Source organism: Streptomyces sp. NBC_00341, assembly GCF_041435055.1.
Taxonomy (GTDB): Bacteria; Actinomycetota; Actinomycetes; order Streptomycetales; family Streptomycetaceae; genus Streptomyces.
Window position 1 is genome coordinate 150,138 of the sequence record NZ_CP108002.1, and the last position, 18,752, is coordinate 168,889.

18 protein-coding genes and 2 pseudogenes are annotated in these 18,752 nt (G+C 69.0%); 11 read left to right on the top strand and 9 right to left on the bottom strand.

Features of this window, described 5'->3' with window-relative positions; translation table 11 throughout:
- Positions 1-254 precede the first annotated feature (254 nt).
- Positions 255-833, top strand: a complete 579-nt coding sequence (locus tag OG892_RS00685) for a DUF4383 domain-containing protein (protein ID WP_371628175.1) — start codon at positions 255-257, stop codon at positions 831-833.
- Between the two features lie 430 nt (positions 834-1,263).
- Here the strand turns inward: OG892_RS00685 and OG892_RS00690 are convergent, their stop codons facing one another.
- Positions 1,264-1,881, bottom strand: coding sequence for a TetR/AcrR family transcriptional regulator (locus OG892_RS00690; RefSeq protein ID WP_073738789.1), 618 nt, complete (start codon positions 1,879-1,881; stop codon positions 1,264-1,266).
- A 112-nt stretch (positions 1,882-1,993) separates the two neighbouring features.
- Here OG892_RS00690 and OG892_RS00695 point away from each other — a divergent pair, with 112 nt between their 5' ends.
- The gene (locus tag OG892_RS00695; protein WP_073738790.1) at positions 1,994-3,184 is read left to right on the top strand and encodes a cytochrome P450; all 1,191 of its coding nucleotides are present in this window, start codon (positions 1,994-1,996) and stop codon (positions 3,182-3,184) included.
- Positions 3,185-3,189: 5 nt separating this feature from the next.
- A complete protein-coding gene (locus OG892_RS00700; RefSeq protein WP_079193667.1) occupies positions 3,190-3,408 on the top strand; it encodes a ferredoxin in 219 nt (72 codons plus the stop codon).
- A 53-nt stretch (positions 3,409-3,461) separates the two neighbouring features.
- Here the strand turns inward: OG892_RS00700 and OG892_RS00705 are convergent.
- Positions 3,462-4,076 (bottom strand): annotated as a pseudogene (locus tag OG892_RS00705) (transposase); the annotation flags it as partial.
- Between the two features lie 215 nt (positions 4,077-4,291).
- Complete coding sequence (locus tag OG892_RS00710) at positions 4,292-6,235, bottom strand: DUF6461 domain-containing protein (RefSeq protein ID WP_371628174.1); 1,944 nt, start codon at positions 6,233-6,235, stop codon at positions 4,292-4,294.
- 330 nt (positions 6,236-6,565) lie between these two features.
- Here OG892_RS00710 and OG892_RS00715 point away from each other — a divergent pair, with 330 nt between their 5' ends.
- Both OG892_RS00715 and OG892_RS00720 read left to right on the top strand, forming a co-directional pair.
- Complete coding sequence (locus tag OG892_RS00715; protein ID WP_371628173.1) at positions 6,566-6,940, top strand: hypothetical protein; 375 nt, start codon at positions 6,566-6,568, stop codon at positions 6,938-6,940.
- Between the two features lie 16 nt (positions 6,941-6,956).
- Positions 6,957-7,166: a hypothetical protein gene (locus tag OG892_RS00720; protein WP_073738792.1), complete on the top strand. Its 210-nt coding sequence runs from the start codon at positions 6,957-6,959 to the stop codon at positions 7,164-7,166.
- 438 nt (positions 7,167-7,604) lie between these two features.
- Here the strand turns inward: OG892_RS00720 and OG892_RS00725 are convergent, their stop codons facing one another.
- The gene (locus OG892_RS00725) at positions 7,605-8,498 is read right to left on the bottom strand and encodes an NADP-dependent oxidoreductase (protein ID WP_073738793.1); all 894 of its coding nucleotides are present in this window, start codon (positions 8,496-8,498) and stop codon (positions 7,605-7,607) included.
- A 69-nt stretch (positions 8,499-8,567) separates the two neighbouring features.
- Here OG892_RS00725 and OG892_RS00730 point away from each other — a divergent pair, with 69 nt between their 5' ends.
- Positions 8,568-9,143, top strand: a complete 576-nt coding sequence (locus OG892_RS00730) for a TetR/AcrR family transcriptional regulator (RefSeq protein WP_073738794.1) — start codon at positions 8,568-8,570, stop codon at positions 9,141-9,143.
- An 830-nt stretch (positions 9,144-9,973) separates the two neighbouring features.
- On the opposite strand, the gene OG892_RS00735 is transcribed toward OG892_RS00730, so the two are convergent.
- Entirely contained in the window at positions 9,974-11,419 is a 1,446-nt protein-coding gene (locus tag OG892_RS00735) for an FG-GAP and VCBS repeat-containing protein (protein ID WP_073738795.1), read from the bottom strand.
- A gap of 266 nt (positions 11,420-11,685) precedes the next feature.
- Between OG892_RS00735 and OG892_RS00740 the strand changes: the two genes are divergently transcribed.
- The 4 genes from OG892_RS00740 to OG892_RS00755 all read left to right on the top strand — a co-directional run bounded on the left by OG892_RS00740 (position 11,686) and on the right by OG892_RS00755 (position 14,745).
- Positions 11,686-11,850 (top strand): hypothetical protein, encoded by a 165-nt coding sequence (locus OG892_RS00740; protein WP_371628172.1) that lies wholly within the window; start codon positions 11,686-11,688, stop codon positions 11,848-11,850.
- A 536-nt stretch (positions 11,851-12,386) separates the two neighbouring features.
- Positions 12,387-13,274, top strand: a complete 888-nt coding sequence (locus OG892_RS00745; protein WP_371628171.1) for a M20/M25/M40 family metallo-hydrolase — start codon at positions 12,387-12,389, stop codon at positions 13,272-13,274.
- Positions 13,275-13,311: 37 nt separating this feature from the next.
- Positions 13,312-14,364 (top strand): M1 family aminopeptidase, encoded by a 1,053-nt coding sequence (locus OG892_RS00750; protein ID WP_371628170.1) that lies wholly within the window; start codon positions 13,312-13,314, stop codon positions 14,362-14,364.
- Between the two features lie 45 nt (positions 14,365-14,409).
- Entirely contained in the window at positions 14,410-14,745 is a 336-nt protein-coding gene (locus tag OG892_RS00755; protein WP_371628169.1) for a M1 family aminopeptidase, read from the top strand.
- A 385-nt stretch (positions 14,746-15,130) separates the two neighbouring features.
- Here the strand turns inward: OG892_RS00755 and OG892_RS00760 are convergent, their stop codons facing one another.
- Complete coding sequence (locus tag OG892_RS00760; RefSeq protein WP_371628168.1) at positions 15,131-15,643, bottom strand: DUF1877 domain-containing protein; 513 nt, start codon at positions 15,641-15,643, stop codon at positions 15,131-15,133.
- Between the two features lie 81 nt (positions 15,644-15,724).
- Here OG892_RS00760 and OG892_RS00765 point away from each other — a divergent pair.
- Positions 15,725-16,270 (top strand): annotated as a pseudogene (locus tag OG892_RS00765) (transposase); the annotation flags it as partial.
- On the opposite strand, the gene OG892_RS00770 reads toward OG892_RS00765, so the two are convergent.
- From OG892_RS00770 to OG892_RS00780, 3 genes are all read right to left on the bottom strand, one after another.
- Positions 16,215-16,832: a hypothetical protein gene (locus tag OG892_RS00770; RefSeq protein WP_073738799.1), complete on the bottom strand. Its 618-nt coding sequence runs from the start codon at positions 16,830-16,832 to the stop codon at positions 16,215-16,217. The pseudogene OG892_RS00765 and the gene OG892_RS00770 sit on opposite strands and share 56 nt — an antisense overlap.
- A gap of 627 nt (positions 16,833-17,459) precedes the next feature.
- Positions 17,460-18,500 carry an L-idonate 5-dehydrogenase gene (locus OG892_RS00775; RefSeq protein WP_328868239.1) on the bottom strand — a complete coding sequence of 347 codons (1,041 nt, stop codon included), beginning with the start codon at positions 18,498-18,500 and terminating at the stop codon, positions 17,460-17,462.
- Positions 18,497-18,748 carry a fumarylacetoacetate hydrolase family protein gene (locus tag OG892_RS00780; protein ID WP_371628167.1) on the bottom strand — a complete coding sequence of 84 codons (252 nt, stop codon included), beginning with the start codon at positions 18,746-18,748 and terminating at the stop codon, positions 18,497-18,499. The genes OG892_RS00775 and OG892_RS00780 overlap by 4 nt, the downstream gene beginning before the upstream one ends.
- Positions 18,749-18,752: the final 4 nt, after the last annotated feature.

Genomic DNA, 18,752 nt, shown 5'->3' on the forward strand with positions numbered 1-18,752 from the left:
GGGCACAGCCATATACGGCCGGACCGCGCCCTCTCCCCAGCCGTTCATATGCGCTCTCACCCATCACCGTCCGAACAGACCCTCCCCGTCATGAAGCTCAGCCTTCCAATTCACGCACTGCACACACTCGAATACCTCTGCATCCATCGTGATGCGGAAGCCGGTATTGATCCCGCAGGACGCAGAGACCGGGCGTCGCCCCCACAACTGGACGACGGTTCACGACCGGCACGTGACAGCGAAGGAGATGAGTCATGAAATTGAGCGATGAACTTCCCGTCGATCACCGGCTGGCGGTCGTCTACCGTTGGGGGTCCGCCGTGTGTGGTCTGATCCTGCTTCTCTTCGCCGCCCTGGGTTTCGCCGATACACTCAGCCCGTTCAGCACCAGCGGTGACCGGATCGCCGGCATGACGTCGAACACCTCCCTCAGCGCCATCTCACTCGTAGTAGGACTCGCCCTCATCGCAGGAGCTTTCGTCGGCGGCAACACGGCGTCCACGCTGAACATGACAGTGGGCACACTGTTCCTGCTCAGCGGATTCGCGCACATTTTCGTTCTGGACCGGCCGGCGAACTTCCTCGACTTCGGCATGACCAACGTCATCTTCAGCTTCATCATGGGGCTGGTCATTCTGACCTTCGGTATGTACGGCCGCGTCTCCAGCAAGCTTTCCCACGACAACCCGTACTGGCAGCGCCGTCATCCACGCCAGCCGCGACCGAATCTCTCCGTCGTCGGCGCGTCTCCAGGGCGGCACCTCCGTACGAACCACTCAGCCCGCAGCCGAGCCAGCAGAACGGTCCGGTCGCACCCGTCGACCAACAACTGATCCCCCGCAGTTCCGCCGCAGTGACACAGACTGCTTGGTTATGGATCAGACGGGAGAGGGAAGTGGAAATGACGCCATTCTACCGGCCAAGGAGTGTCATGGCGTTTTCCCAGTAATCCGCGCTATACCGTTCCCGGCCTCAGCACCAAGTAGGGAAAATAAGTCATTGCGCTGCTGCGCATGCGTCTGCACGCCCTCAACCGGCCGGACCGGCCCCCACGGTAGAAACCTGCGCCACTGCCCCGGGGGCGCCGGACCGCATCAATGGATGCCGACAGCCGCCAGAGCCCGGCACTGGGCGGGAGTCCGGTGCGCGGAGACGCAGCGGCCGCGGACGCCGCCTGTGCCCGGCACCGCATCGCCGCTCGCGGTCAACCGGGCGCAAGTGGACGGACGTCGGTCATGATGGTCGGGCCGCGGACAAGGGTGCCTACGCCCCGGGACCTTTCCGCACCTCGCCGTCGCCCGGCGTCGCGGACCACAGATGGCCGAGCGTGCCGAGGACGAGACGGCAGACGTCGTCCGGCTCGGCACCTGCCAGCGGTTCCCGCGCGACGACCGTCCGCATCAGCCCGATCCCCAGCAGCCAGGCCATGGCGAGATCCGCCCGCAGCACCGCGTCCGGGGCACCGGAGAGCCCGGCCAGCGCACTCCGGTACTCCTCCCCCAGCTCCCGCAGGGTTCCGGCTGCCTCGTCGCCACGCCCCACCGAGCGCAGATAGACCTCCAGGGAACGGTCCTCCGCCCCCTCCGCGCTCCGGGTCAGCATCGAGCGCAGGGCGGTCTCGAAAAGCTCCTCGGGCGGCGTCTCGCGCAACTGCTCCAGCCCGCCGAGAGCGACGACTTCCGTCAGCAAACCCCGTTTCGAGCCGAAATACCGGAACAGCAGGGCCTGGTTGACCCCGGCCAGCGCGGCGATGCTCCGGACCGTCGTCCCCTCGTAGCCCCGCTCCGCGAACAGGTCACGGGCCGCCTCCAGAAGGCGGCGACGGGTGGCCCGGGCATCCCTGCGGCGCTCTTCGGGCGGCGGTGCGGAACCGGATTCCATGGCGGGATTCCTCTCGGACGGCCCGTCAGGATAACGGCTGTAAAGCGTTGTTGACTGCTCTCGGAGGACGCTCCTACCGTTGTAAGCAGCTGCTTACAACCGGGAGGCCGCAGTGACGACCGCAGATATCGCGCCCCTTGCCTACCCCTTCAACACCCCTGACGGACTCCAGCTCTCCGATGCCTATGAGCGCGTCCGCGACCGATCGGGCCTCTTGAGGGTCCAGTTGCCGTACGGAGAACCGGCCTGGCTGGTCACGCGCTACGCCGATGCCCGGCTGGTCCTCGGTGACCAGCGCTTCAGCCGGGCGGCGGCCGCCTCGCACGACGAGCCCCGTCAGTCCGAGGGGCAGCGCGACGGCGGAATCCTCGGCATGGACCCGCCGGACCACACCCGGCTGCGCTCCCTGGTCGCCAAGGCGTTCACCGTCCGCCAGGTCGAGAAGCTGCGCCCCCAGGTCCGCGAGCTGACCGCCGGCCTGCTCGACGGGATGAGGACGGCCGGACCGCCCGCCGATCTGGTCGACCTCTTCGCGCTGCCGCTGCCGGTCGCCGTGATCTGCCGGATGCTGGGCGTGCCCACCGAGGACCGGCCGCGGTTCCGCGTGTGGAGCGACGACGCGCTGTCGACCAGCTCGCTCACCGCCGAGGAGTTCGACGCGAGCCGCGCCGAACTCCGTTCCTACATGGCCGGGTTGATCGAGCTCCACCGCCAGGAGCCGCAGGACGACCTGATGACGGCCCTCATCGAGGCCCGCGACGGCGGCGACCGGCTCTCGGAACTGGAACTCATCGATCTCTGCGTCGCCGTCCTGGTAGCGGGGCACGAGACCACCGCGTCCCAGATCCCCAACTTCGTCCTCACCCTCCTGGACCACCCGGACCAGCTGGCCAGGCTCCGGGCCGAGCCGGAGCTCGTACCGAGCGCCGTGGAGGAGCTGCTCCGCTTCGTGCCCCTGGGCAGCGGGGCAGGCCAGCCCCGGTACGCCACCGAGGACATCGAGGTCGGCGGAACACTGGTCCACGCGGGCAGCCCCGTCCTGGTCGCGGTGGGCGCCGCCAACCGCGACGCGCTGCGGTTCACCGCCCCGGGCGTGCTCGACGTCGCCCGGGAGGGCAACCAGCACCTCGGATTCGGCCATGGGGTCCACCACTGCCTGGGCGCCCCGCTGGCCCGGCTGGAACTCCAGGAGGCGCTGTCCGCCCTCATCGCGGGCTTCCCGGAACTTCGCCTGGCGGGCGATGTCACCTGGAAGTCCGAGATGCTGGTGCGCGGTCCGCGCGTCATGCCGGTGGAGTGGTGAGCGCCGTGACCTGGAACGTACGCGTCGACCCGAAGCTCTGCCAGGGTTCCGGGATGTGCGCCGGAACAGTTCCGGAGGTGTTCGCACTGGACGGTGAGCGCGCCCGCGTGCGGGCCGAGGGGACCGAGCCGGACGAACGGGTCCTGGACGCGGCCGACATCTGCCCGGCCCTGGCGATCACCGTGCACGACGGGGCCTCCGTCATCGGCCCCCGCCGCGACTGACCAGCCCCCGAAGGGCGGTCGACTGGCTCCTGCGGGCGGCTCGGCGGCCTCCCGAGTCGGCGGTGACAGATAAGGGGCGCGGCTATGCCGACGAAGGCGAGGAAGTGCTCGGGCCTGCATTCGTAGCGGCGGTGCAGGCGACGGCAGCCGGCCAGCCAGGAAACGGATCGCTTTACGACCCAGCGGTGCCGGGCGGAGGACTCGACGCCCTTCCGGGCAATGCGGGGGCCTATGCCGCGCTTGCAGAGCCATCGCCGCAGGTGGTCATAGTCGTAGCCCTTGTCCGTTCCGGTCGGTGACCAGATGGATTCTCGATCCCAACTTGCCGCGATCGGTCGGATTCGGTCCCGTCAGAAGCCCCCTTTTGCCGCCCGAACGCTGACCGAGTCGATCGCGCACCGCGACCAGTCCAGCTCACCCCGCGCCCCCAGTTCGTCCAGGACCACAGGGTGGAGCCGGGCCCGAACCCGATCCGCGGTCCACTGGGCGAACCGCCGATAGACCGTCTGCCAGGCCGGGCCGAACACCGGCGGGAGCTGCCTCCACGTACAGCCCGAGGTAGCCACGAAGACGATCGCGGCCAGGACTTCACGATCGCCGTCCCGACGCCGACCCCCACCCTGCGGACGCCTCACCTCCGTAGGCGGCACCACCCGCCGGAACAACACCTACAACTCATCCGGCACCAACCGCTCAACCAGACCCGTCATGCACAGACCAACGAGCATGCACGCCATAAGAAGCGATGTCTAAGGGCTGTCCCGCAAATGATCTATCAGCCGCCAGGGCAGGGTCGGTTGCTGTGCGATCGCTGGACCGCCGGATCCTGCTCCCCGTGAGCGGAGGTGAGGCTGTCCGTGCTCTGGATGATCCGGTGCCTTGTTCAGGGCGCCGCAATGATCGTGAACCGGGCTTCCCCTGTCACGTCCGCGACCGTCGGGCGGACGCCCGCCGTCCGGCAGAGGAGTTCGAGGCCGTCCTGGAAGGCGGCGTCCAGCGGGTCGTCTGAGCCCATCGCTGCCATGGCCGCCTCGACCTCTGGTGTGGTCGGCTCCTCACTGCCGTTGTCGGAGTGGTCGGCGACCGTCTCGCCGTCGCGGTGGACCACGAAGTAGGTGTCCGCGTTGACACTGCTGTAGTTGGAGACCGCGAAAGTGCCCTGGGACAGCGCCGGGCTACCGATTCCCAACAGGCCGTTGTCCTCGACGACCAGGGTGTGCGGGCCAAGGGCGAACGCGGCCACACGCACGTCCTCCACGCTGGCGCCGTCGATCTCGCTCTGGGTGCGAAGGTCGTTCCAGGTGCCGGTGCGGATGCCCGCCGGGTCCGCTCCCAGCCGGGTCAGGGCTTCGTCGGGCGTCGTGTCGTGCACGACGGTCGCACAGTAACTGACCTGGCCTGTCAGTTCCTCCATCCATGCCTCGAAGTCCTCGGCCGGCTCCTCCGGAACGACGGTGGGCTCGGCCACCGCCTCGCCGTTGCGCCAGACGACGGTGCCGTCGGCACGGCACAGGATCACTTCGCCTTCCTCTACACGCAGTTCGTCGGCCGGCCCACCCAGCGGAGAGCTTTCGTCGTCAAGAACGCGCAGCATGCCGTCCTCGTCAAGGTGCAGTCCTGGCCGGGCCGTCTCGCCGAGGTGCGCGTACCAGAGCCAGGTGTGGTTCGCCCCGAACAGCACGAGACGCCGTTCGTCCCAGTGCCCAAGCACCGTGCTTCCGTCGGGGGAGGTGAGGGAGTGCCGTCCGAGCGTCTGCCCCCGGCGCAGCACCGCGCCCCGCGGGGTGTCGACAGCGGGACCGTCGCATGACGTGTGTGTGCCTGTCGACCACATCGACCGGCCGTCCATGTCGAGGAGTTCGGCACGACCGTTGTCACGGACCACGAGGCGGCGGGCCCCTGAACCGGCCGTGGCAGAGCTCCACACCCGGGCGCCGTGGGTGTTACGGACCGACAGGTCGCCGTTCTCGGAGAGCTCGGCCCATCCACCGTCCACCCATTCGGTGCCGGTAGTCCACACGGCACGATCCTCGGTGTGACAGTACAGAGCCAGGTCACCGTTGCCCTGGTGGACCAGAGTGTGGGTACCGGCGGGAGACGTCAGAGACTGGTTACGCAGGCGCCCTCCCGCCTCCAGCGCGGGTCCGCCGTAGGCGTAGGGCGTTCCCAGGGGGACCGGTTCATGAGGGCGTTGGGTGCCCTCGTGCCACAGGACCGTGCCGTCGGAGTCGACCAGGCACAGCATCCAGCCTTTGGATTTCGAACCGCCCGCCATGTGCAGGCGCCAGGTCAGCACGGTGCCTTCCTGCTCCAGCCAGTCGACCAGAGGACTGGTCAGCGCATAGCTTCCGCCCCCGCCCGTCCAGCTCTCACAGATCCTCAGCCATCCGTCCTGCTCACGGGCCACGGTCCGGCGGATCTTCCCGTCGCGGACGAGATACGCATCCGCGGTGATGGCAGCCGCGGGCGCCGCATCCCCGAGGGGCACAGCGTGGATGGGGCCGGTGCGTATGTTGGCCACCCGAACGTGCGAGCCGTCCACGAGTTCCAGCTCGCCGGAGTCCGTGAGGATCAGGTACCGCGCACCGGGCATGGCGAAGCCCGAGCGCCAGACCGTCTCGTAGTCCTCCCCGGCCTCTACGACGACCTCGTAGCCGTGTCCGAGCAGCAGTCGTCCGGCCGCACCCGCCCGCCAGACGACCCGGTCGCGGTCGGTGTCCGTGACCACGGCGACACCTGCCGAGTCGCAGCGCAGCACGAACCTCCCCGACGGGGACGTCAGCTGTTCGTCCGGATGGAGACGGTCGAACTGGAGCAGATAACGCACAGGGGTCCTCTTCTCGTACCGGGTGCCGTGGCCACGACGGAGTCAGTGAAGCGGATTCTGCTGCACGGCACTGACAACGGGCGTACCTGGCCTGGCAACCCACGCGCAGTGGGTGTTGAGGGAAGGCCCGGACCGGCCCCAGCCTGGGACGTATCGCCGCTCTTCGCGTGGTGAGTTCCTCCATGTAGAGGTGTGACCGGCTTCAGCTCCAACCCCGGCGCGGTCTACCTCGGTCAGAGTCGCGGGATGCCGAGTGATCCAGCCGGTCACCTGCCGCACCGTCGGCGGCCGGGGCGGCGGCCCGGATGGAGCCCCGCGCAAAGTAGCGATGTGCGCACGGACCATGCCGTAGGTAACAGGGGCCTCGGCGAAACCCACCGGCTCCTGGGCAGCTCCGCCCTCAACCTTGGCAACCGCCGCCAATCCCTCACGCACTTCCAGGACGTCTCCACCGCCCACCGCAGTGAGGGCGAGGCATGCACCGGCGACGCCCTCCCCCGCGGACACTCCATCTACCTCGCACGCCTCGCCGAGGCCCATCTCGCCCTCGGCGACATAGACGCCTCCCACAGCGCCGTCGCCCGCCTGGGAGGCGTCACCTCCCCACGCGGCACCAGCACCCTCAACGACCTCCGGCAGAAACTCGGACGTCGGCGCGCCGTACCCGCCGTCGCCAACTTCCTTAACTACTCCGCCGACTACTAGGCCGTGGATCTGGCAAATGATCACCGAGTGGGAAGTGATTGTTGAGACTCGGGACCAGGCGGAGCTGCACATACGGTTGCGCGACATCCGAGAAGCAGGAGTCGACGATTCGATGATCCGGATCGACACGCTGTGCGGGCGCCTGGCGCTGCCGGCCACCTATCGGCTGAGCCGCTTCGTGACGGGCCCCAGGTGGGAGTCTGAGCGCGGGGACTCTGCTCATTGATCTTGTTGGTATGTCGAGGTGAGTTGATCAAGGCACGGAGCAGCGGGAGCGGGTCAGGGGCTGAGATGTCGTGGAACAGGTCGACAACGGCCCGACATGCCGTACCACCAGCACACATGCTCCCCTGTCACCAAAGGTGTTCGCCGCGCTGGCCGGCAGCCGCAGGTACCGGCCAGCCGCAGCACCGGGGCCACCGACGCCCCGGCACCTGGCCGGCTCCCCACTCGTCCCGCCGTTGAACCGGGCATCCACAAGGAGATCCCTGCCCCTACCCGAACTCGGCCAACGGCTCGATGGCTTCGAGCCTGCAGACGGCCAGGTGGAGCCCGGCGTGCGTGCACCGCGTACGCCGGGCACCTTCGCCTACCGGGCTCGCAACCGCGCCAGGTCCCCATCCGTGCCCGTCCCCTCCCGGTCACGGCTGGCGCGTGGAGCCGGTCAGACGACCATGACCCGACGCCCGCGCGTGTGGCCGGCCTGGCTGTCGATGTGGGCCGTTGCGGCCTCGGCGAGCGTGTACGACTTCTCGACCGGGATGTGGAGCTTCCCTCGCGCGATGAGACGGGCGGCCTCGGCGAGCGCCTCCGGCACGCTCCCGGCCACGCCGGAGAACCGGACCCCGGACTCCGGCGCGCGAAGATCGGCGATGGAGACGACCTTCTGCGGATCCCCCGTCAGATCGACGAGCTCGCGGATCACTCCCGAACCGGCCAGATCGAGAGCGGCGTCGACCCGGCCGAGCTGCCGCACCCGCTCGGCCCAGCCCTCGCCGTACGTGGTGGCGAGGGCGCCCAGGCCCCGCAGATAATCCTGGGACGAAGCACTTCCCGTGCCGATCACCGCGATGCCACGGTCGCGGGCGATCTGCAGCACCGCCGACCCGACTCCCCCGGACGCACCGCTGACCAGCAGCGTCTGCCCCGGCAGCACACCGACCTCGCGGATGACGCGCAGCGCGGTCTCCATCACGGAGGGGTACCCGGCCGCCTCTTCGAACGGCAGCCCCTCGGGCATCCGGGCCCAGGCTGACAGGACGGCGAACTCGGCGTACGTACTGGAGCCCTCGCCGAACACGTGGTCGCCGATCTCGATCCCGTCGACGCCCTCACCGACCTCGTCCACGACCCCGGCGGCGTCCAGCCCGACTCCGGCGGGCAACTCGGTCGGGTGGGCGCCCAGAACCTGTCCTTCCCGGATCCGCCAGTCGACGGGGTTCACGCCCGCCGCCCTCACGGCGACGCGTATCCGGCCGGGGCCGGCGTGGGGCTCCTCGGCATCGATGAGTCGCAGGACGTCCGGACCGCCGAACTCGGCGAAGTTCACTTTCTTCATACCGGGAACATAACACTAACGGTTAGCTTTTTGAAACGGTTAGCATTTACTACCTGCTAGTGTCAACGCATGACCGTTGAGTCCGGACGCCGTGAGCGCAAGAAGGCCGCGACCCGCCAGAAGATCGCCGACACCGCCCTCCGGCTCTTCATGGAACGCGGGTACGACGCGGTGGGCATCCGTGACGTGGCCGCCGAAGCCGATGTAGCCGTCACCACCCTCTTCTCCCACTTCGCCTCCAAAGAGGCCCTGGTGTTCGAGCAGGACACGGACTTCGAGCAGCGCCTCACCCAGGCGGTCACCGGACGGGCGCCGCACGAGCCACTCCTCCCCCCGCTGCGCCGCGAGATCCACGCCCTGGTGCGCCACTGCACCGCAGACGGCAACGCCCCGGTCTGGGACATGGTCGTCGGGTCCCCCGCTCTGCGGGAGTACGAGGAGTCGATGAGGCTGCGCCATGCGGAGACGCTGGCAACGGCCATGTCCGCCGATCCTGACCTGGCACGGACCACAACGGCCTGCCGGACGATCGCGAGGTTCGTGATCGACGCGTACGCACTGGCCCGCGAGGCGCCCGATCCGCAGGCCGCGGTGGACGAGATCTTCGAAATGATCGAGGCGGCGTGGCGCGTCACCTCCCCTTAGCAGGTCCGTCATTCCCCAGGGGCGGCCCCGCACAGTCCCTGTTCCACGACACGCCGAACGGGCGCGTGGCGCCTCACGACAGCTTCTGGTCCCGGAGCACGCGACCGCCGCGTCGAAGGCCGAGTCCCGGTCCGTCGCGAACTCCGCCTCGGTGAAGACCGGTGTACGGATGTGGGGCGGGATTCCCGCGCCGTCGAAGGTCTCTCCCCGGCGGGTGAGGAACTCCTCGTTCGGAAGCCAGACCGCCATGCCGTCGGGCGGCGTGCGGCGTGTCGGAGAAGACGCCCTACTTGTTCGCCCCGATGTGGACGGTCCCGCCGGGCCGGTCGATGAGGACCTGGGCGAACATCTCACCTGCGCTGAACGTCGTCGCGGCCGTCAGGAGGGCAACCGGACCGCCGTAGCGGCGGGCGCCGCGAGCGGACTTCCTGGAAGCGCTGCCTCTACGTCCTGCACGATGACTCGGCCCCCTGGGGGATTCCCGGAGAGTCGCAGATCGACTCGCTCCACCTCCAGCGGGACCTGGCGGCCCCTCCGCAACGGACGGGGTGTCCGCAGCCGCACGGTGTCGACGGCGGGCGGGCTCGGGATAGCGCGGTCCGGGTCGACCACGTGCCGGCCCTCGGTCGCCCAGTTCGGCGAACTGGGGGTGCGCAGGGTGAGTCTCGGCTCGCTGCTGTGCCGGGCGGCGCTCGGGGAGGCGATGGTCGTGGCTGCGAACATCCGGGCGGCCGGCCGGGGGCGGGGACGTACCACCGTACGCACAGGGGCAGAACCTGAGCGTACGTGGGCACGACCCGGGCCCAAGGGCTCCGTCAGAGCCCAAGCGATCAGTTGGCGAAGTTGTCGCCGAAGTAGGAGATCCCGGCAGGCCCGCCGACCGATCCCGGTCCGAAGGACGTCGATCCGGTCGCCGTGATACCGCTGGCCCCCGTCTTGAGCAGCCAGACCGAACCAACGCCGTTGTTCTCCGCGGCGGCACCGACCACCAGTTCCGCACGGCCGTCGTTGTTGCTGTCCGTGGCCCATACTGAGCCGCCGAACTCGTCACGGGCCTCGGCGGCGCCGGGGACCCCCGCTGTGTCCTGGGAGAAGCTCTTCGAGCCGGTCCCGGTCAGTCCCTTGGCCGAGCCGCGCAGCACCGTGACCGTGCCGGCCGACTGCTTTGATCCGAGGGCCTCACCCGGGGCGCCGACTGCGATATCGGCGTACCCGTCGCCGTTGGTGTCACCCGCGGACACGCTCCACCCGAAGTGGTCGTTCTTCTCGGCGGTGCCCGGGACCGAGGCGGTGTCCTGGGTGATCCGGACAGGGGTCCGGGTGGAGAGTCCGGAGGCGCTTCCGTACGTCACGGTGACCGCACCGCCCGGACCGCCGTTCGGTTCCCCGGCTGACTTCTCCATGAAGTTGCCGGTGATGATGTCCCCGTAACCGTCCTTGTCGACGTCGGCGATGGCCGCCGTGTAGCCGCCCGCGAGTTTGCTCGACGCCTTGAGGCCGGTGGAGCTGCCCTTGTAGAGGACGCTGCGGGTGGCGTACGTGTTGCCGCTCTCCTGCTGGCCCATGACGAGGAGGTCGGCCGCGCCGTCCCGGTTGACGTTGCCGGCGACGAGCTTGTCCGGGTAGATGCCGGTGGCGGCGGTGGTGTCGATGCCGACGAGTGCAGCGGCCTTGCCGGTACGGGAGATGGGGCCCTTGAAGATGTTCAGGCTCGGGGTGGAGTTGCTACCGGCGGCGAGGTCGGTGTGTCCATCGCCGTCGAAGTCGCCGGCCGCCAGGGCCCAGCCGAGTTCGTTCCGGTACTTGGGCAGCGGGGACGCGATGTCGGTGCCGGTCTTGAGGCCGGTCGCCCCGCCCCAGATGACGGTGAGGACACCGGACGAGTCGGTGGAGCCGATCCGCTCGGAGTGCACACCGACCACGAGGTCGGTGTACCCGTCGCCGTCGAGGTCGCCCGTGGTGAGCCGGTCACCGAAGTAGTCACTGGCCTCCGGAGTGCCGGGGATTCCCGCGGTGGCCTGGCTGATGACCGTGTGCTTGGACTTGTCGAGGCCGCTCTTGGTTCCGTAGACGACCGTGACGTAACCGGCCCCTTCCTTGCCCGAGATCTTACCGATGGGCGCGGCTATGACGAGGTCGCGGTAGCCGTCTCCGTTGAAGTCGCCCTGCAGCCCGGAAGGCGCGGCGGAGGCGCTGGCCGCACCGGCGACGAGCAGCGCGCCGGTGAACGCGGCCGCGGTGGCGGCAGCGGTGGCGATACGGAGGCTCTGGTGCATGTGGGTCTTCTTCTCCTGCGGCAGGCCGGATGTCGGTGGTACGGCATTCGGAAATCGGTTGATCCGTCGGCGCGGGTGCGCGAGTGGGCAGGCGTTCAGACGCGTACGCGCATGCACCCACGTCGTTCGGTGCAGGTATGGACTGTTGGTGGGCCCTCAGGGTTGTACGGGACAGGTGTGCCGTCATGTGCAGTGGGCAGGGCTCTTCCCGGTGAGGCCGCGCCGGCTCCGTGCTGGTGGACCCCGCGTCGCACCAGACCGGTCGCGTGACACAGGGACCGAGGGTGTACGGCAGCGAGCAAGATGAGCCGGCGGCCGGGCCGCAGCCCGGCGGCGACTACCGCGAGCTGACCGGTGGGCCGCTGGACGGGCGGCTGATCGAGGTGACCGGCTGGACGGAAGAGGAGATCACCACCGCCGCGCACACCTGATCACCTCTCACAGCACATACGGACCGGGCGGGAGGGCCTCATACGCGCCTGCCTTCAGCCGCCCTGACGGCCCGTGGGTGTGGGGAGGCGACGTGCCCCGACCGCCTCGCCGCCGACGATGGTCCGACGATGGTCCGGCGCTGATCCGTCCCCCTGTCCTGGGAACGGGACCGCAGTCGCTGTAGCCGGGGTGGTCCCTCTAACGTGCCGGCAAGAACGCAGTGCACTGTTCGATCGCGGGGACGAGCCGAGGCCAGGACTCCCCCGCCGTGGGCCTCGTTGATCCCGGCCGCCTCCAACGCGTCGCGCGCCTCTTCGAGGAGAGCGGACCGTTCGACCGCGCCACGCTGAAGGAAGGCTCCCGGTGCGGGGGCGATCGGCGGTATCCGCCGCTGCACGGAGCGCGTGGTTCCCCCGGATGACGACTACTGCGCGGCCACAGGTTTCTGACAGTTTTCTGACATCACCCAGCGACTCTCTCTTCTTCCGGCTCCACGCCGGAAGATCCCGCCTTGCCCTCAAGGAGAGAGTCACGCATGAAGATACTCAGCCGCATGCGGCACACGGCCGCGGTACTCGGTCTGTGTGCGGCACTGGTCGCCGTCCCCGCCGCCGCGTCGGCCGAACCCACCGCTCCGAAGACGCCACGGATACCCCTCGTCTCCACGGAGCAGGTCATGCCGCACCTGCGGGCGCTGCAGTCAATCGCGGACCGCACCGGAGGCAACCGCGCCCACGGCACCAAGGGCTTCCAGGAGTCGCTGGCGTATGTGAAGGGCGTACTGGACAAGGCGGGCTTCCGCACCAGCCTGCGGCCCTTCACGCACAACGGCGTCCTCGGACACAACCTCATCGCGGACTTGCCGGGAGGCGACCCGGACCACGTCGTGCTCGTCGGCGCCCACCTCGACAGCGTCGAGGCCGGGCCCGGTATGAACGACAACGGCTCGGGCTCGGCCGCCGTGCTCGCCACCGCCGTCGCGATGTCGCGGGCGGGTGTCGCGCCGAAGCGGCATCTGCGGTTCGCGTGGTGGGGAGCGGAGGAGCAGGGCCTGATCGGCTCCAAGGACTATGTGCACAAGCTCTCCGCCGCCGGACGGAAGAAGATCGACGTCTACCTCAACTTCGACATGACCGGCAGCAAGAACGTGCAGCAGTGGCTCGTCGTCCACGACGACCCCAGGGCCACGGACGCGTTCGAGGCGTACTTCGCGGCCAAGAGCCTGCCCACCTTCGACATCGGCATCGGCGGCTCGGACCACGAGTCGTTCGGCGACGCCGGAATCCCGGTCTCCGGCTTCACCACCGGCGTCGGCAACTGCCTCCACGACGCATGCGACCGCATCGACAACGTGGACCCCGGGACCGAGACCGTTAGCACCAACGCCGTTCTCGGCGTGACCTGGCAGCTCGCCACCCACTGATCACCGACCACGACCCCTACGGTCAGGAGCAGGACCTATGCGCAGCACGACGAAACGGCACCGATACCCCACGGTGGTGGGCATCCTGGCAGGCAGCGTGCTGCTGACCGCCGTGCCCTCCGCGGCCACCACCGGCGGCGGGTCCGGTGTGGGGGACCCGTACTTCCCCGACGACGGCAACCCCGGATACGACGTCTCCCACTACGACGTCCGCGTGGCCTACGACCCGGCCCGCCCCGGCCACCTCGACGGCGACACCACGGTCACCGCCACGGCCACCGACAGGCTCGACCGATTCCACTTGGACCTGGAGGGCTTCCGGGTCGGCTCGGTCACTGTCGACGGCGTTCCCGTCAGAAGCGTCACCCGCAGCGGTGCACACGAACTGGTCATCACCCCGGCCGGCCTGATCGCCAAGGGCGCGAAATTCGCGGTCCGCGTCCGCTACTCCGGCAAGCCTGTCGGTGAGAGCTGGCACCGGCTCACCAACGGCGGGGTGAGCGTGACCGGCGAGCCGCACTCCGCCACCGTCTGGTACCCGGCCAACGACCACCCGTCCGACAAGGCGACGTTCCGGCTCAGCGCGACGGTCCCCGGCACCTGGACCGTGATCGGCAACGGCCGCCCCGGCCCGACCACCTCCCCGGCCAAGGGGAGAAAGACCTTCCGCTGGTACGAGGACAAGCCGCTCGCCACCTACCTCAGCACCCTCGCCATCGACAAGTTCACGGTGCACACGTCGAAACTGGCCGATGGCACCCCGGTCATCAACGCCTACAGCCCCGGCGCCGTGATCGACCCGGAGTCCGAGGCGCTGCTCCCGGAGATCATCGGCTTCCTGGCCTCGAAGTTCGGCCCGTACCCCTTCTCCTCGGCCGGTGGCATCGTCATCAACGGCGAAGCCGACGCGGGCGGCAACGGCCCCCTCGCGCTGGAGACGCAGAGCCGTCCGACGTACAGCGGGATGATGTTCGATGCCTCGATGGTGCACGAGTACGCCCATCAGTGGTTCGGCGACAGCGTCTCCTTCTCGGACTGGCGTGACGGCTGCATCGCCGAGTGCGTCGCCCAGTACGCCAACCAGCTGTGAGAGGAGAAGGGCGGCGCCGACCTCGACACCGGCTTCTACGCCGGCATGGTGGAGCAGAGCGAACAGGACCCCGGCTTCTGGAACGTGAAGCTCTACGACCCGGGCCAGGGCAAGGAGCTGGACCCGGCGCTGTACGACAAGGGGTCGATGATGATGCACGCCCTGCGGCGGACCATCGGGGACGCCGCCTTCTTCGGGACCCTCCGGCAGTGGCAGAAGGAGCACCGCTACGGCAACGCCACCTGGCCCCAGTTCGAAGCACTCGCGAAGAAGATCTCCGGCGGGCCGGACCTCACCGGATTCTTCGACGCCTGGGCACACGGCACCACCGTCCCGGAACGGAAGTACCTGTACCCCGGAAGCCTCGGCCGTCTTCGGTGATCTGCCGGGGGTGCCGGTCGGTGCAGGGTGACCGAGGCGGCGACGGGCAGGTGGTCGCCGCCGGCGACGGGCAGGTGGTCGCCGCCGGTGGCGGGCAGCGTACGGATGTGACGGGCATGCTCCAGGCCCCGGACACGGCTAGCGGCGGGCCCAAGACGCTCGCCCCGACAGCAACGCGGTCGCTGTCGGCGGCCGCGAGGGCGGTCTCGTCGAACGAGACGAAGACCATCAAGCCGCCCTCCGCGTCCACTTGGCTTCCTTCACTTTCAGAAGCCGATGTCATACCGATCACGAGGCCTGCCGCTCGAACGAGAATCCAAGCCGCTCCGAAGCCAATGAGGACGATCCGCAGAATCTTGACCCTCTTCGTTGTTCCAGGCCAGGCTCAGTCCCACCACAGGACGACGGTGAGCCGCCGTTCAGCCGCCTGTTGGTAGAAGGTGCGGAGTGCCTCGAAGTGGCCGGTGGGGTACGGCCGAGGGTCGCCGGTGATGCTCATTCCCAGAGCAGTTGCTGCTTCTTGGGCGCCCGCCGGCAGCGCCGCGATGACAGCCTCCCAGTCGACCGCAGCGAGTGTGGTGGCTATCTCCGCTACCGCGGCGGGGGCGACGGCTCTGGGCGGAGGACCGAAGGTGCCCACGGCATCGTCATGGTCGAGGTAGGAGACATCGATCAGCGCATCGCCGTTGGTGGACCGTTCGAGTGCCGCAACCGCCGCCGGTCCGACCTTGGCCAGCTTGAGGAGTTGCCGGAGGGACGCGGGCGACCAGTCGAGATCGATCCAGTCAGCTCTCGGCGGGTCCCACTGGGGGTTGGCGTCCGGCGAGACCTCTGCTGCCTGTCGGCAGAAAATCAAGTACTCCGTCGTCACTCGTGCGAGTTGCTGCGTTACTGCCATGGCAGCAGTGTTCGGGACGGGCTTCGCCGCTCACCAGCGAATTAAACTCCAGTACGGGAAGCCGCTGTCATCCCGATCTTGTTCGACGGCGGGAAGAAGAAGGTCAACGGCCGCAAGCGCCACATCGCCGTGGGTACCCTCGGGCTCGTGCTGACCGTGATGGTCACCGCCGCACCCGTCACCGACCGCGACGCCGGCCGGACGCTGCTGAAGCGGCTCCGTGAACGGTACTGGCGCATCTCGCCGGTGTGGGCCGACGGCGGCTACCCCGGACGCCTGGTCGACCTCGCTCGCGACGTGCTGCGCATCGCGCTGACGGTGGTCAGACGCACCGACGCTACCGCGGGCTCCGTGGTGCAGCAGAAAAGGTGGCTGGTGAAACGGACGTTCGCCTGGCTCCCCGGCGACACGCGCAGGCCGTTCACCGGCCATCCCGGCCGGCGGCGCCTCCTCGCCTGCAGGGGGTTCTGCCAGGACCTCGGACACCCGCCCGCAAGGCGGCGCCATCCGGCACCGTCGAGCCGGGCCGGCGCCTGGCGGGTCCCTTACGCTCCACACCCAACACGCCGGGTCAGCGGAAGGCGGTCGGGCAGTCCGCGGCGGTTACTCCTGGCAGCGCGCGGATGATCCGGTCACGGGTCGCTGGGATTTCCTGCCCCTGGAGGGGGAAGGTTGTCGCGATCTGGTCATGGTTCGACGGAATCACCATGAGCACGTGGTCGCCCCGGCCGTAAGCCTCTTCCGGGTCTCTGACGGTGGGGTCGGCCAGGGCGAAGGTGGCTGTGTCGAGTCCGTTCTCGGGCTTGAGCCATCGGTCCACCGACATGGTCACCCGCACACGCCCGTTGCTGACAGCGCGGACATCTTTCAGGGTGCCCTCAACGATGCTATTCGAGCACGCCAAGAGCTCGGGGAATGTCTGTCCGCGGGTCGTCCCGCCGGCAGAGGGGGCCGAAGAGCCGCCACTCGCTGCGACAGCCACCCCAATGACAAGGACGGCCGCGCATGCAGCTGCCGCGGTCCAGAGGACCGTTCGTCCCCTCTTCCGTGTCGGCCGGGAGGATGCCCTTTTCCGCGGTGCCTCGCCCTGCCCGAATTCCTCGGCGGACTCCGGGACGGCCACAGCTTCGCCGATGAGCGAAAACGCTCGGCGAAGCCGGCTCTCCTCGTCCTCAGTCGGTCGAGTCATCGTAGATCACCTCGTCTCGCTGAGTTGTGTGCGCAAGGCACCTACGGCCGCATGCAGTCGGCTGGCGCAGCGTCAGCAGTTGTCGGTGGTGGGCCGGCAGGCCGGCGAGTCCAGTGGCTACTTCGAGAGCAAGGGTTCGTTGCTCGTCCTCATGCTCCGTGGCGGGTTGTCTCGCCCAGCGGGCGGCGAGGCGCGCCTGCAGACCACCGTCCCCTTTTCCCCGACCGGTTGCCGGTCCGCTGCGACGCGGGAGGCGACGACGCCGCTCCACGCGGACGGATTGCGGACCGCTGCGCGTCCGGGCCCGGCCTGCTGCTCCAGCAGCTTCAGCCGAACCTCCTGCACCCCATCGTCCAGGTGGTCCCAGGGCAACGCCTCCCAGGGCCAGGACCGCCCGCACGCGCGGAACGTCAATGTCGTCGCCAGGCCTATCGCGTCTTTCTGTGGAATCGGGGGCTCCGGGCATCGCCGGCGTCGGACGCTGAGCGGCACGGGGCGTAGGCGTCCTCTCATGAACCGTCCCCTCTGAGTGGTGTTGCTATGACGGATGAGCAGCCGGAAACGTTCAGGAAGGAGCGGCCCCCGCAGAGATGCACTTTCCGGGGGCCGTGGTGGCATACCGGGTACTCAGAACCGCAGCAGCACCTTCGACGACCGCGAGGCGTCCTTGGCCATTGCGAAGGCCTCCAGCGCCTCACTGATCGGGTACTCGTGGGTGATCACCGCGTCGACCACCAGGCTGCCGTCGGCAAGGGCCGCGATCACCTCGTCGATCTCGTCATTGAACCGAAACGAGCCCACCAGCTCCAGCTCGCGAGTTACGGCCACCGACATCGGCACCGGCTGATCGCCGGCCGGCAGCAGCCCGACCATCACCACCCGTCCGCCGCGGGCGGTGCCGCGGATGGCGCCGGCCAGACCGTGGTGGTTGCCGCTGGAGTCGATCGCCACGTCGGCCTGTACCGCGGCGATCGCGTCGGTGTCGGTGGCGCTCAGGGTCCGGGTGGCGCCCAGTGCCCTGGCTACCGTCAACGGATGATCATGGAGGTCGACCACGACGATCTCCGCCGCGCCCGCCCGTTTGAGCACGGCGACGACCAGCGCACCGATCGGCCCGGCACCGACCACCAAAGCCGTCCTGCCGGTCACGTCTCCGGCCCGGGAGACGGCGTGCCAGGCCACCGACGCGGGTTCTGCCGTGGCTGCCGTCCGCAGGGCCAGACCGTCGGGCAGCGCCCGGAGCATCCGGCTCGGCAAGGTCGCGTATCGGATGAACGCCCCGTCCGTGTGCGGAGACCTGGCCGCAGATCCCAGGTAGGTGCAACCCGGTGACAGGTTCGGCCGGTCGGCCGGATAGCGGGTGGCCCCTTGGCCGGCCGGGGAGGCCGGATGCACCGCGACCCTCGTACCGATACCGGGGCCGGACCCGTCGGTGGCCGCTGACGCGACGATGCCGACTACCTCGTGACCGAGCACCATCGGTGCCCGCAGGATCGACTCGCCGGCAGCGCCGTGCGTCCAGTAGTGCAGATCGGAGCCGCAGATGCCGCCGTACACGATCTCGACCACGGCCTCGTCGGGCTCGGGGGTCCGGACGGGAACGTCGTCGATCCGTAGGTCGTCCGCAGCGTGGACGACGACAGCCGGGGACGAGACAGGAGGAGTCATGGTCGGACCACCGGATTCGAGAGCGTACCGATGCCGTCGACCAGGATCTCGACGACGTCACGGGGCTGGACGGGTACGACAGTGCCGGGGGTGCCAGTCGGGATGGCGTCGCCGGGGACGAGTGGCATCACGAGCGGTCCTTCGATGCGGATGGCGGAGCGCACCGGCTTGTGCCGGGTCCGGTGGGGTAGCGGATGGGCGTTCAGGGGCTTGTTCTGCGCGAACCCGGTGAGAGGCCGTGGCAGCACATCC

What these genes read in the sequence shown, in the direction of transcription:
- OG892_RS00720 (WP_073738792.1), top strand. Translation starts at nt 6,957, where the DNA reads ATGATCACCGAGTGGGAAGTGATTGTTGAGACTCGGGACCAGGCGGAG.
- OG892_RS00775 (WP_328868239.1), bottom strand. Translation starts at nt 18,500, where the DNA reads ATGACTCCTCCTGTCTCGTCCCCGGCTGTCGTCGTCCACGCTGCGGAC.
- OG892_RS00730 (WP_073738794.1), top strand. Translation starts at nt 8,568, where the DNA reads ATGACCGTTGAGTCCGGACGCCGTGAGCGCAAGAAGGCCGCGACCCGC.
- OG892_RS00755 (WP_371628169.1), top strand. Translation starts at nt 14,410, where the DNA reads ATGGTGGAGCAGAGCGAACAGGACCCCGGCTTCTGGAACGTGAAGCTC.
- OG892_RS00685 (WP_371628175.1), top strand. Translation starts at nt 255, where the DNA reads ATGAAATTGAGCGATGAACTTCCCGTCGATCACCGGCTGGCGGTCGTC.
- OG892_RS00760 (WP_371628168.1), bottom strand. Translation starts at nt 15,643, where the DNA reads ATGGCAGTAACGCAGCAACTCGCACGAGTGACGACGGAGTACTTGATT.
- OG892_RS00735 (WP_073738795.1), bottom strand. Translation starts at nt 11,419, where the DNA reads ATGCACCAGAGCCTCCGTATCGCCACCGCTGCCGCCACCGCGGCCGCG.
- OG892_RS00750 (WP_371628170.1), top strand. Translation starts at nt 13,312, where the DNA reads ATGCGCAGCACGACGAAACGGCACCGATACCCCACGGTGGTGGGCATC.
- OG892_RS00690 (WP_073738789.1), bottom strand. Translation starts at nt 1,881, where the DNA reads ATGGAATCCGGTTCCGCACCGCCGCCCGAAGAGCGCCGCAGGGATGCC.
- OG892_RS00770 (WP_073738799.1), bottom strand. Translation starts at nt 16,832, where the DNA reads ATGACTCGACCGACTGAGGACGAGGAGAGCCGGCTTCGCCGAGCGTTT.
- OG892_RS00745 (WP_371628171.1), top strand. Translation starts at nt 12,387, where the DNA reads ATGAAGATACTCAGCCGCATGCGGCACACGGCCGCGGTACTCGGTCTG.
- OG892_RS00725 (WP_073738793.1), bottom strand. Translation starts at nt 8,498, where the DNA reads ATGAAGAAAGTGAACTTCGCCGAGTTCGGCGGTCCGGACGTCCTGCGA.